The sequence below is a fragment of the Lactococcus sp. LG606 genome (assembly GCF_017309645.1).
Classification (GTDB): Bacteria; Bacillota; Bacilli; order Lactobacillales; family Streptococcaceae; genus Lactococcus; species Lactococcus petauri.
Window position 1 is genome coordinate 950,284 of the sequence record NZ_CP071301.1, and the last position, 12,507, is coordinate 962,790.

The 12,507-nt window shown below is 38.1% G+C and carries 10 protein-coding genes and 1 pseudogene; 1 reads left to right on the forward strand and 10 read right to left on the reverse strand.

Annotation, left to right across the window (positions count from 1 at the left end):
• Nucleotide 1: 1 nt before the first annotated feature.
• Nucleotides 2-526: a bifunctional pyr operon transcriptional regulator/uracil phosphoribosyltransferase PyrR gene (gene pyrR / locus J0J35_RS04670; protein WP_004256286.1), complete on the reverse strand. Its 525-nt coding sequence runs from the start codon at nucleotides 524-526 to the stop codon at nucleotides 2-4.
• Nucleotides 527-1,156: 630 nt separating this feature from the next.
• Between pyrR and nhaC the strand changes: the two genes are divergently transcribed.
• On the forward strand, nucleotides 1,157-2,572 hold the full coding sequence (nhaC, locus tag J0J35_RS04675; protein WP_206918024.1) for a Na+/H+ antiporter NhaC: 1,416 nt from the start codon (nucleotides 1,157-1,159) through the stop codon (nucleotides 2,570-2,572).
• Between the two features lie 37 nt (nucleotides 2,573-2,609).
• On the opposite strand, the gene J0J35_RS04680 is transcribed toward nhaC, so the two are convergent.
• The 9 genes and pseudogenes from J0J35_RS04680 to J0J35_RS11790 all read right to left on the reverse strand — a co-directional run bounded on the left by J0J35_RS04680 (nucleotide 2,610) and on the right by J0J35_RS11790 (nucleotide 12,433).
• On the reverse strand, nucleotides 2,610-3,962 hold the full coding sequence (locus tag J0J35_RS04680) for a gluconate:H+ symporter (RefSeq protein WP_004256283.1): 1,353 nt from the start codon (nucleotides 3,960-3,962) through the stop codon (nucleotides 2,610-2,612).
• Nucleotides 3,963-3,978: 16 nt separating this feature from the next.
• Nucleotides 3,979-5,475, reverse strand: a complete 1,497-nt coding sequence (gene gntK / locus J0J35_RS04685; RefSeq protein ID WP_165706819.1) for a gluconokinase — start codon at nucleotides 5,473-5,475, stop codon at nucleotides 3,979-3,981.
• A 9-nt stretch (nucleotides 5,476-5,484) separates the two neighbouring features.
• Nucleotides 5,485-6,390, reverse strand: coding sequence for a phosphogluconate dehydrogenase (NAD(+)-dependent, decarboxylating) (gene gnd / locus J0J35_RS04690; protein WP_019293120.1), 906 nt, complete (start codon nucleotides 6,388-6,390; stop codon nucleotides 5,485-5,487).
• A gap of 159 nt (nucleotides 6,391-6,549) precedes the next feature.
• Nucleotides 6,550-8,178: an alpha-glucosidase gene (locus tag J0J35_RS04695; protein WP_206918025.1), complete on the reverse strand. Its 1,629-nt coding sequence runs from the start codon at nucleotides 8,176-8,178 to the stop codon at nucleotides 6,550-6,552.
• A gap of 113 nt (nucleotides 8,179-8,291) precedes the next feature.
• A complete protein-coding gene (locus tag J0J35_RS04700) occupies nucleotides 8,292-9,449 on the reverse strand; it encodes a hypothetical protein (protein WP_206918026.1) in 1,158 nt (385 codons plus the stop codon).
• Between the two features lie 16 nt (nucleotides 9,450-9,465).
• Entirely contained in the window at nucleotides 9,466-9,585 is a 120-nt protein-coding gene (locus tag J0J35_RS04705; RefSeq protein ID WP_019292756.1) for a hypothetical protein, read from the reverse strand.
• Nucleotides 9,586-9,669: 84 nt separating this feature from the next.
• Nucleotides 9,670-10,158 (reverse strand): hypothetical protein, encoded by a 489-nt coding sequence (locus tag J0J35_RS11610; protein WP_242534094.1) that lies wholly within the window; start codon nucleotides 10,156-10,158, stop codon nucleotides 9,670-9,672.
• Between the two features lie 332 nt (nucleotides 10,159-10,490).
• A complete protein-coding gene (gene rpsA, locus J0J35_RS04715; RefSeq protein ID WP_004256275.1) occupies nucleotides 10,491-11,714 on the reverse strand; it encodes a 30S ribosomal protein S1 in 1,224 nt (407 codons plus the stop codon).
• Nucleotides 11,715-11,906: 192 nt separating this feature from the next.
• Nucleotides 11,907-12,433: pseudogene (locus tag J0J35_RS11790) on the reverse strand (hypothetical protein).
• Between the last annotated feature and the right edge of the window lie 74 nt (nucleotides 12,434-12,507).

Consider the following 12,507-nt stretch of genomic DNA (forward strand, 5'->3'; position numbering starts at 1 on the left):
ATTAAGCCTCTTCTTTCTTAATTAAGATGCTATCTTCACCATCAACTTCTGACATGTTGACGATAATTTCTTCACCTTGGGACGTGGGAATATTTTTTCCAACATAATCCGCACGAATCGGTAATTCACGATGGCCACGATCCACTAAGACTGCTAACTGAACACGCGCAGGGCGTCCACGGTCAACTAGCCCATCAATTGCTGCACGAATCGTACGACCAGTATAGAGTACGTCGTCTACTAAGACAATGTCTTTCCCTGTAATATCAACGTTAATTTCTGTTGTATCTTCTGTCGCTTTCTTATCATCACGGAATGGACGTGTATCAAGTTCGCCTAAAGGCATATCGATATTTTCCAACTGGGCCAAGCGCTCTTGGATTCGTTGAGCCAAGTACACACCGCGTGTCTTAATTCCGATAAGAACAAGTTTATCCAATTCTTTGTTTCGTTCAATAATTTCATAAGTAATACGTGTAATCGCACGTTTCATTGTGATTTCATCAATGATTTCTTTTTTTGCCATAAAACACTCCAATATAGAAAAATTCCCTAGTCCAAGGGCTAGGGAAGGTATCAGAAAATACTCTATAATATACTTTAATTAAGTTCATTCAAGATTCTGACCTTGCCTGCCTCTCTGGACACACTTAAAGGTTATAGTGATTATAGCAAATCCTTGATTTTTTTGCAAGAATTTACGACAGTACCCCCTTTAAAAAATAAAATTATTATCAATATACAGAATATTTCCATACTTCGAGTAAATATTTTTGACAAATTAAAGACTTTAATATATTCTTGTACATAAGCTAAAAAACATTTTAACCCAGTAGGAAATAGTTTTCTTGTTCAGAAAGTCGGTGGTTGCTGCGAACCGATCAGAACTATTTGTTGAATTACACTAAAATGAGCTGAGAAAAAATAATAATTGAAATTATAAAGAAAAACACTCGCTGTTTTAAAAATAAGGTGGTACCGTGGAGAAATTCGCCCTTAGCTTCTTAAGCTGAGGGTGATTTTTTTATTTCAAAAGGAGTAAAGATATGAGCTCACAGAACATAAGTTATTTATCCTGTGGAGGAATTATCCGATATTGTTTAACAAAAGTTCATAAACAATTACAAAACACAAGTTAATCTACAAGGAAAAATATATGAAAAAAATAAAACAACCCAGCATGATGGAAGCCTGTCTCATGCTTACTTTAGTCATCGCAACAATTGCCATTTCCGTAATTGGCTTTAAGATTGCACCAAATATTGCCATTTTGTTTGCTATCGGTATTGTCATGATTTACATGTCTGCGAAACGTATGCCCTTTGATGCAATTCATGATGGCATAATCTCCGGAATAAAACCCGGCATCATTCCAATATTTATCTTTATTTTGGTGGGCTCCTTAATCGCTGTATGGATTCAAGCTGGAATCATACCAACTCTGATGGTTCTTGGTTTTAATATTATCAGTGTCAAATGGTTCGTACCTTCAGTCTTCATTGTCTGTGCGATTGTAGGGAGTGCCGTCGGAAGTGCCTTTACCGTGATGTCAACTATCGGTATTGCTTTCTTTGGTATCGGTGCAACGCTCGGACTCAATCCTGCTCTCATCATAGGGGCTATTGTCTCTGGTGCTGTTTTCGGAGATAAAATGTCTCCACTTTCAGAATCAACAAACCTTACTGCTGCTGTTGTGGATGCGGATTTATTTAAGCACATCAAAAATCTTATGTGGTCGACACTTCCAGCATTTGTGGTTTCTTTAGTCTTATTTGCTATGTTAGGTGTCAGCAATCAAGCAACCAGTTTAGATAAGATTGCTGAAGTCACAAAAGTTCTACATGCTAATTTTTCAATTTCGGGCTGGGCCTTCATTCCTATCCTCCTCATGTTTATTTGTGCTTGGAAAAAAATCCCCGCTATCCTTACTATTCTTTTGAATATTGGTATCGCTTTAGTAATGATATTTATTCAGAATCCACATACAAAAGTTACTGATCTCGGTTTATTGATTGATTCTGGTTTTAAATCAGCAACAGGAAATCAAGAAATTGACCTCCTACTTTCACGTGGCGGAATTGAAAGCATGATGCCAACAGTATCACTCATCATTCTTACCTTATCTCTTGGCGGTCTCCTCATGAAAACAGGACTTGTTTCGACAGTCATGGACCGGGTTGCACATAAGCTTGCCTCATCAAAGAGTTTGATCACAACGACCTTGTTTACTAGTATCGGTGTAAATATCTTTATTGGTGAGCAATTCCTTTCGGTAATTCTTCCTGGTAACGCGTTTAAAGAGGTCTACAAAAAAGCCAATCTTGACCCCGTTGTCTTGGGACGTACGCTTGAGGATGGCGGAACAGTCATCAACTACCTTATTCCTTGGGGAATTGCAGGGAGTTTCGTTGCCAGTACTTTCGGCGTACCAACTCTGACTTACTTACCTTTTGTCTTCTTTAGTTTGTTCTCCCCTGTCTTTTCTCTTATCAGCGCTTTTACTGGCCTTGGGGTTAAAAAGATTTCCAGTATGAAAACAAAAGATGTTGTTTCTACAGCGCAAAGTTTGTAATAAAAAGCCATTAGAGAACTTCTAATGGCTTTTTTTCTTATACAAACACATTTAATATAAGTGCTCCAACGAGCCCAACAATGGCAATTAATGTTTCTAAAAGCGACCATGTTAACAGCGTTTCTTTGACTGTAAGATTGAAATATTCTTTAAACATCCAGAAACCTGCGTCATTGACATGACTAAAGAAAAGTGAGCCTGCTCCTGTAGCGATAACTAACAAAGCCGGATTTGTACCTGTAGCTGCCATTAAAGGTAAAACGAGTCCAGCTGCAGTTAAGGCTGCAACTGTGGCAGAACCCAAAGCTAAACGTAGAACAACAGCAATTAACCAAGCTAAAATCAAGGGTGACAGACGACTACCTTGGAAGATTTGAGCAACTGAGTCACCCACACCACCATCAATAAGGACTTGTTTAAAGGCCCCACCACCACCAATAATTAGGAGCATCATGGCAATCTGTTTAATAGAAGCTTCTGCTGATGCCATTAAACGTTTCATTGGAATCTTACGGAAAATACCCATTGTAAAGATAGCGATAAGTAGTGAAAGAAGCATTGCCACATCCGGGCTACCAATAAAAGCAACTATATTATCTAGCGCACTTGGATTTTTTGGTGTTTTGCCTCCATGTGCCACCATCACGTATAAAGTAGAAATGGCCATTAAAAGAACTGGCATAAGTGAGGTAAGCGTTGCTGACAAGAAAGAGGGTGTTTCTTCAAGTCTGAACTCTTTATATTCTCCAACTGTTGACAGATTGCCTTTTCTTGAAAAAGCATCCGGCACCATCTTTTTCGCAAATTTTGTAAAGAGAGGTCCTGCGATGAGAACTGTAGGTACGGCAATAATAAAGCCATAAAGAAGAACTAAGCCCATATTTGCCCCATAAACACCTGCAATGGCTGTAGGTCCAGGGTGAGGGGGGAGGAATCCATGGGCAACAGACAGAGCTGCAACCATCGGAATACCCAAATAGAGGATTGGAATAGCGAGTTCTGCAGCAATCGCAAAGATAATTGGAATTAAAAGAACCATACCGACTTCAAAGAAAAGTGCGATTCCAATGATAAAGGAAGCTAAAACAACAGCAAGCTGAATCCTTTTATTCCCAAATTTGTCAATCAGCGTGTGCGCAATACGATAGGCACCGCCGGCATCTGAGACCAAGCGGCCAAGCATGGCTCCAAACCCAAAGATAATTCCTAAATGACCGAGCTGCCCGCCAATCCCTGTTTCGATAGAAGTTGGAATCTTTGCTAAATCAATCCCAAGAAGCATCGCAACAATAAAGGAAACGATAACCAGAGAGACAAAAGTATTCAACTTAGCTTTCCCAATCAAGAAAAGCAAGATCAATACTCCGACCAAAACGATAAGTAAATCCATAAAAATCTCCTAACTTTTATTTACGCTGATAGTCAGCTATAGCCTTATAACTTTCTTCAAAACTACGGGCCAATTGTACAAAAATGATTGATAATTCTCTATAAGCTTTAAAATTCTTACTGTTAGGCTTGTAGGTTGCATTAGATCCGATCATTTGCTCAACAACACCCAAATCATCAATCAATCCTAAGGCTTTTTCTGCCATTACCACAGCTGCTAAACAGCCTGCTTCCTTGCTTTCTGGCACATTAATTGGTTGTTCAAAAATATCAGCTAAAATTTGTGTCCATAACTCTGAACTGACAAATCCGCCTGTTGCTTGGATTTGCTTTAAATCTCCTGTCACTTCAATCAAACTTAGAGCCACCATGTAAAGATTGAACATTACACCCTCTAAAACGGCGCGGGCCATATGATCCCGATTATGTCCATGGTTTAAGCCAAAGAAGGAGCCTCTGGCATTAGCATCCCAAAGAGGAGCACGTTCCCCGCCCAAATAAGGATGGAAAAGCAGACCTTCTGCTCCCGCCTCTATCTGCGCGGCAATCTCAGTAATTTCGTCAAAGTTTAATTCCTCATCGAAAATTTGATCCCTCACCCAACGGAAAACATCGCCACCAGAGTTAACTGGACCTCCAACTACCCAATGTTCCTTATCCAAAGCATAGGTAAAAGTCCGTGCTTTAGCATCGACACGTGGCTTATCTGTTACCACACGAATCGCGCCTGAAGTCCCAATAGTAATTGCAGCTACTCCTGGTTTAATGGCGTTAACACCAAGATTAGAAAGTGGACCATCTCCTGCGCCCCAGACAAACTTAGTTGTCTCAGGAATGCCCATCTTCTTGGCAAATTCTGAAGGCATTCCCTCTTCAATCTCATAAGGTTCAACGACTTGTGGAAGTTGCTGTTGGGAAACTTTCACGAGTTTTAGAACTTCCTTGTCCCAGTTCAACTCATGAATATTAAAAATTCCTGTTCCAGTTGCAACCGACAAGTCCATCTTGTTCGTTTTAAAGAGACGATAGAAAATATAACCTTTCAAGTCAAGATAGTGCGTTGCATTTTCAAAAACTTCTGGGCGTTCACTTGCTAGCCATAAAAGTTTTGAGAGTGGCGCCATCGGATGAATCGGTGTTCCTGTTCGTTGATAAATTTCAAAACCTTGTCCTGAAGACTTCAGTTCATCTGTAAAAGCAACTGCTCGTGTATCTGCCCACGTAATCACTCTTGTCAAAGGTTGCCACTCTTGGTCAAAAGCAATAAGCGAGTGCAGTTGTGTACTGAAAGATACAGCTAAGAGCTCATCTTCCTCTTCTAGATGAATTGAAACCTCACGAATAGTAATCAAAACAGCTTCGAAAATGTCTTCCAGGGATTCTTCTGCCATTCCTGTCGAATCCCGATGAAGTTTATAGCCATGACTGCTACTAGCCACGATTTCTCCGTCTTTTTTAAAGAGAACTGCCTTGGTTGCAGTCGTCCCTAGGTCAAGACCAATCAAATATTCCATTTTTTCTCCTTACTTTTCTACTACTGCATGTCCACCAAAGCCATTGCGCAAGGCAGCAACAACTTTCCCTGTCATTGTATCTTCTTGTAAACTACGATTTCGCATCATGAGTGAGAGAGCAATGATTGGGGCAGGGACTTCTAAATCTAGACTTTCTTCCACTGTCCATTTTCCTTCACCCGAAGCTGCAACTTTTCCTGCAATATCTTCTAATTTTGGATCTTGAGCAAACTGTGCTTCAGCCAATTCCATCAACCAGCTACGAATAACCGAACCATGATTCCATAGTTTTGCTACCGCCTCGTAATCATAATCATAAGGTGAAGCTTCCAAAATTTCAAAGCCTTCAGCAATAGCCTGCATCATGCCATATTCAATCCCATTGTGAATCATTTTGAGATAATGCCCGCTCCCTAATTTTCCAGTATAGAGATAACCGTTCTCTTGCGCCAAGGCTTTAAATAGTGGTTCAAGAACTTTCCAAGATGCCTCGTCATCTCCACCAATCATAAAATTTCCGCCAGAACGTGCACCAGCCATTCCTCCCGAAGTTCCAACATCGAAAAAGTGAATCCCCTTCTTTTTAAGTTCTTCATTTTGCTTCAAGTTGTCTTTATAATTAGAATTTCCGCCATCAATAAGAATGTCGCCCGCAGAGAGTTGTTCAGAAAGCTGTTCAATTGTTGAATTTGTCGCTTCTCCGGCTGGCAACATTACCCATACTATCTTAGGACTTGGAAGTTTACTTAAAAGATTTTCCAAGCTATGAGCTGCGGTTATTTTTTCAGAATATTTTTCTGCTTCATGCGCAATCGCTTCATTTTGATCAAAAGCCACCACTTCGATACCATGATCCACAGCATTTTGTACTAAGTTGTAGCCCATTTTTCCAAGACCGATCATTCCAAATTTCATTATATCTACTCTCCTTAAATTATCTGTCAATATTTTGATAACGCTTTCTTTTATTATAAGTAATTATTTTTCATTTGTCAATAATTTAAATGTAAATGTTTTTCTGTTAAAAGATGCACAAAAAAACCTTACTCCGATTGAAGTAAGGTGGTTTGTAATTTATTTAAGTTTAGCAACAAAGGCTTCATAAGGTTTGAGGACAATTTCTTCCACATTATCAATAGCCTCAGAATAGTTATGAATTACTTCCTCTTTTACTTCATATGAGGAAGAAAATTGATTTTCCTTAGTACTGAAATTAGCCACAATTAACCAGTTTTCACCTTTGTAAGATCGAATATAAGCAAAAACTTCTTCTGCTGTATTTTTAATTAGCTTGAACTCGCCCCAGACGATGATCGGGTTTTCTTTACGTAAAGCAACCAACTTTTGATAAGTGTAAAAGATGGAATTTTCATCCTCTAAGGCTGCCTCTACATTAATTTTTTCATAGTTAGGGTTAATGGCTAACCAAGGATGGCCTGCACTAAATCCAGCTGATTTTTCATTGCTCCATTGCATCGGTGTACGTGCATTGTCACGTCCCTTTGCGTTGATTGAATGAAGAATATCCTTCTTACTGTAACCTTCCTCCAATCTCTCAAAATACATATTTCGACTTTCAATATCATCAATTTGTTCAATATCATTTACAGGTTTATTGGTCATGCCAATTTCTTCTCCTTGATAAATGTACGGAGTTCCTTTCATCATATGTAGGAGAATAGCTAGCATTTTAGCCGATTCTACACGGTATTCTTTATCATTACCCCAACGTGAGACAATCCTTGGCAGATCATGGTTATTCCAAAAGAGTGAATTCCAGCCTTCATTTCCTAATTCTGTTTGCCATTTACTAAAGACCTCCTTTAATTTTGGAATCTCTAGTGGCATCAAATCCCACTTGGTTTTTCCTTCAGCTTCATCTAAACCGATATGTTCAAATTGGAATACCATCGAGAGCTCTTTATTGGCTGGGTTAGAATATTGTTTCGCAATTTCAGGTGTTGCGCCCCAAGTTTCTCCTACAGTCAGCAGATTTTTATCACCAAAAGTCGCCTGATTCATCTCCTTCAAATAATCGTGTAATTTTGGTCCATTTCCTGTAATACCTTGATTTGGTTGCTTCCCAATCAAATCGATGACATCCATACGGAAACCTCCGATACCTTTATCTATCCAAAAGTTCATCATCTCATAAATGGCTTGGCGGAGTTTTTCATTTTCCCAATTGAGATCCGGTTGCTTCTTGCTGAACAAATGCAAATAGTATTGCTCTACAACTTCATCCCATTGCCAAGCAGGGCCTCCGAAGATTGACTTCAAATCATTAGGCAAACTGCCATCAGATGGTGCATCTCTCCAGATATAATAGTCGTGGTAGTTATTTTCTTTAGATTTTCTTGCTTCAATAAACCATGGATGCTCATCGCTGGTATGATTAACAACTAGATCCATAATAATTTTGATACCACGTTTATCTGCTTCAGAAATAAGTATTTCCATGTCTCTCATTGTGCCAAATTCGTCCATAATAGACTCATAATCTGAAATATCATAACCATTATCATCATTGGGAGACTGATAAACAGGACTAAGCCAAATACCACCAATACCTAGCTCAGCAAGATAATCTAAACGCGAAATAATACCTTTAATATCGCCTATACCATCTCCATTACTGTCTTGAAAACTTCTCGGATAAATCTGATACATCACAATTTCTTGCCACCAATTTTGTTGATTCATTATTTATTTCCTCTTTTTTCATTTTTTACGCAAGCGGTTGCTTAAAAATATGATAGCATTTTTAAACAAAATGAGCAACAAAAAGGTAAAGAATTTTTTGATCACATGAGGTATCATTTCTTCAAAGCTAATAAATGTGCGTATTCTAAATCATATTTTACTAAATCAAGTCCGAAAATTTTTTCTTGCTTTTCTAAATCATAGACAAGAAGATTTTTCCAAGTTAAAATCCAAACTTTACCATCTTTATCAAAGTCGACATTAATTAGCATATCTTCTGTAGAATAGTTCTCCATGAGTGATTCATCAAGTACTAACCGATGAATTTTTTGGCTATCTATGTCGTAGAAACTTATTATCATTGAGGTATCAAAACTGTCATTCGCATGACTAATGGCTAAAATTTTTTCATCACTGGATACTGCTATTTTATGTGGTTCATCTTGCCCCAAGCTAACTTCCTTGCGTGCCAAACTCTCTTTATCAAGGATAACCAATTTATCTTGTGGAGTGGGTTCATAAGGATTACTCTTCAAGCGATTCCCTCTATTGGTCAGGTAAAATTTATTTCCTATTAGTTTTATATCCATAAAGCCTTCTGAGTTTGCTACGTTAGGACTTGTATTGGTGATTAACCTTTCATCTACTTTCGTTAAATTGTTTTTATCAAAAGTCACAAGATTGTTGTATGTATACTTTTCCCCCTCATTCGTCACATTATTCAAAACATAAAGATATTGCTCATCGGTTGCTGCAGCAGGCATCACGTTGTCAGCTGTATCTGGGAATTTATACTGTTTTTTTAGTGTTTTCGACTTATCATATTTATGAATAGATCCTCCCTTATATTGACTGGTCATAGGATAGTAAAAATTTCCATCAAATCCCGCACCTGTGATTGGCCCTTCAGGATATTCTGCTTTTGATAATCTTCCTTTTTCAAGATCTAAGCTCACGACGTTTTGTGGTCCCCTTGGAAAAGGGCCAGGTGTGAAATCTTCAAAAACGAAGAAATGGTTATTTTTCGAATCTGGTTGGAGATTATGGGTTGCAGTATCTTCTCCTAGCTTTACTTTGTCTTCTGAGCGTTTCTTTGCCCCTTCATCACTCTTCTCAAAACCCACAATCTTTTTAGACGACATAATATAAAAATCAATTTTTTTACTTGTTTTAAAGCTTTGATTACCTTTAGGGATACCTCTATAGACTAAAAAAACGGCACCAAGTGAGAAGAAAACAGCTGCTATAATGAGTAATATTATTTTTTTCATAGTGTGATAGACATCCTTATTTGGCACGATAAATCAACTGAACTTTATTATTATAAAGCAGCTCCGAAGGATGAATGGCTCTAGCACCAGGAATATCGTAAGCAGAGGTATTGAGATTAACCTTAGCAACATCCATATAGGCTGCCCAAACCAGCTGCGAGCAGTAAAAGCTGTTTCTGTTATTGGTACGATAGAAGTTATAGTTATAAGGCTTGCCTACCTATCTTCCCGCCCAATGACCTGCATACCAATCTTGTGAGACAGATGTTGACTTTACACCTGTTTGCCAGACGTTATGGTTGCCTACTTTTCCACGCCCTTCAAAGTTATATTGAAGCTTAACCCCTGTTTTTGGGGAAGATTCTGCAGTAACCCATGATTTTTGTGGCGCTACTATTCCCGCATGCCAGCTTCCAGAAATTCCATTGTTTGTCACAGCGATAACGCCATCACGCCAGGTCCATCTGCCATGTCGCGCACGTGTTCGCTCTGTCTTATCCGGAACTACTGGTAAGTTATCAATTTTTTCCATGATTTTATTTTTCTTCATTTCTTGATCGACCAGCTTCAAATACATTACTTCTAGTTCTTTTTCCATTTTTCTTGTTTCTTGAACATCTGCTGAGCGGCTACTCCTTTCTAATTTTTTGACATGTTCTGCCATCCTTGCTTTCAAGTCTTCCAAGGATTCGGCTTGGACTTGGCCCACTCCCCTAAGGTTAATAAAACAAAACTCATCAGTCCGACTGATACTTGTTTTTTATTTTTCATCATAAATTTCCTCTTTTCCAATAATTTTTTCTTTCATCTTAACATAGATTTAACACCTATAATCTTTCTGTTTTATAAAGAAAAATTAAATCAAAGAAATAAATAGAAAGCTCTCGAAATGCTTTAAGCTTTCGCAATCAACACAAAGAAATCTCAATAAAATAGAAAAACTCCTGAACTATTAAGTTCAGAAGTCAATTTCAAATTGCCAAAAGAAATTTTTATCTAAGATCAAAAAAAGTCGCTTAAGCGACTTTTCTGGAGATTTTCTTACAAATCGTTGATGTCGAAGTCTTCACCAAGGAAGTCTGCGAGTGAGAAACCTTCTTGAGTTTCTGGAAGATCGTAGCTTGGTTTAGCTGCTTTACGTGGAGCACGTGGTTTACGGTCACGTTTTTCGCCATCTTCGTTATTACGAGCTGGGCGAGCTGGAGCTTCTTCCAATGCTTTGATTGAAAGTGAGATACGTTCTTCTTCAGGTTTCACGTCGAGAACTTTTACGTTCACAACTTGACCAACTTTAAGTACGTCTTTTGGATTTTCAACACGTTCCCAAGAGATTTGTGAAACGTGAACAAGTCCTTCAACGCCTGGGAAGAGTTCAACGAATGCACCAAAGTCAGTGAGACGTTTAACAGTTCCTTCAACAGTTGAGCCAACTGGTGCTTTTTCTTCAACTTGTTCCCATGGGCCAGCTTGTGTAGCTTTAAGAGAAAGTGAAAGACGACCAGCTTCTTCATCAAGTTTCAAGATTTTAACTTCAACTTTATCACCAGGTTTTACAACGTCTGATGGACGTTTAACACGGTTGTGGCTAAGTTCTGAAACGTGAACAAGTCCGTCAATACCACCAAGGTCAACGAATGCACCGAAGTTAGTAACACGTGAAACAGTACCTTCAACGATATCGCCTTCGTTCAATTGAGCAAAAGCTTCTTTACGCATTTCGATAGTTTCAGCTTCAACTACAGCACGACGGCTAAGGATGAAGCGGTTTTCAGAAGCGTTGATTTCGATAATTTTAGCTTCAATTTCTTGACCAACAAATTTCTTAGTATCTTTAACGAAGTATGTATCAATCATAGACGCTGGGATAAATCCACGAACACCGTTATAGTCTACTGAAAGTCCGCCCTTAACGTCTTTAGTAACTTTAACTGTAAGGATTTCGCCTTCTTTACCTTCAAGTTCAGTCCAAGCTTTACGAGCTTCAAGACGTTTCAATGAAAGAAGGTATACATTTGCACCTTCAGCATCTTTACCAACGATTTGTTTAATAACAAGCAAATCAAGAATATCACCAGGTTTTACGAATGTATTGATATCAGCATCACGGTCGTTTGTGATTTCGCGAAGTGTAAGGACACCTTCAACACCTGTACCAACGATAGCAACTGTTGCTTGCCCGTTTTCGATAGTAAGGATTTCACCCTTTACGACGTCACGTACTTTAACGTCCTCAACGCTGTTTAACAATGTTTCAAATTCATTCATTTGTAAAAAAATTCCTCCAACAATTTGACTGTCTACAGTCTTATGACTTAGTATATCACAACTATGAGAGAAATGAAAGCTTTTTAATACTTTTTTTCTTCTTTTTTATAAAGAATACCTTTAAATAGTCTAAAAGTTTATTTCGACTTGTCTTTACAGTATTTATCGCTAAAAAAATTAAGCCATTACAGCTTAATTTTCGTGATAGAAAACGTTTTCTTTTATTTGCTCTGAAGGGAGTACTGTTTGCGCAAATAAGAGACGATTTTTACTTGTATCACTCGGATCTGCTATATCTGAAACGACAACCGTGCCATCTTCTTGAAGCGTAGGAATCGGTTTTCCTGCTGGATAAAAATATAGTTTTGCCGAATGCCTATTGTCCGTCATAATATAAGGAATTCCGTAGTCATCATAACCATCTTTTATCATATAATATTCACGCTACCAAAAAGAAATCGTGACCCATCGATTTCGTAATTCACACCACGCTCACTTTCCCATTTACCTTGTATACTTGAGTAATCTCCTTGAGCTATCTGCGCAACGAGTTGATTTGTGGTTCCTTCTTGATCAAAACTTGGTCTCAACCATGGAAGTGTGATATTGTCAGCTAATAGTTTGCTTTGTTCTTTGTAATTTGTACTCCAAATAAATGCGAGACTCGTTAACAATACTAAAGCAAGTAAAACAAGATTTCCTTTTCCAATTTTTTTCATATCCCCACCATTAAATAAGTTTTTGATTATAAATAAATTATAACAAATTTAAAATTTAATAAAAAATAAAACGT

Bases quoted from the DNA above. Each gene is read 5' to 3' on its own strand.
- pyrR (WP_004256286.1), bottom strand. From the start codon at position 526: ATGGCAAAAAAAGAAATCATTGATGAAATCACAATGAAACGTGCGATT.
- nhaC (WP_206918024.1), top strand. From the start codon at position 1,157: ATGAAAAAAATAAAACAACCCAGCATGATGGAAGCCTGTCTCATGCTT.
- J0J35_RS04680 (WP_004256283.1), bottom strand. From the start codon at position 3,962: ATGGATTTACTTATCGTTTTGGTCGGAGTATTGATCTTGCTTTTCTTG.
- gntK (WP_165706819.1), bottom strand. From the start codon at position 5,475: ATGGAATATTTGATTGGTCTTGACCTAGGGACGACTGCAACCAAGGCA.
- gnd (WP_019293120.1), bottom strand. From the start codon at position 6,390: ATGAAATTTGGAATGATCGGTCTTGGAAAAATGGGCTACAACTTAGTA.
- J0J35_RS04695 (WP_206918025.1), bottom strand. From the start codon at position 8,178: ATGAATCAACAAAATTGGTGGCAAGAAATTGTGATGTATCAGATTTAT.
- J0J35_RS04700 (WP_206918026.1), bottom strand. From the start codon at position 9,449: ATGAAAAAAATAATATTACTCATTATAGCAGCTGTTTTCTTCTCACTT.
- J0J35_RS04705 (WP_019292756.1), bottom strand. From the start codon at position 9,585: ATGGATGTTGCTAAGGTTAATCTCAATACCTCTGCTTACGATATTCCT.
- rpsA (WP_004256275.1), bottom strand. From the start codon at position 11,714: ATGAATGAATTTGAAACATTGTTAAACAGCGTTGAGGACGTTAAAGTA.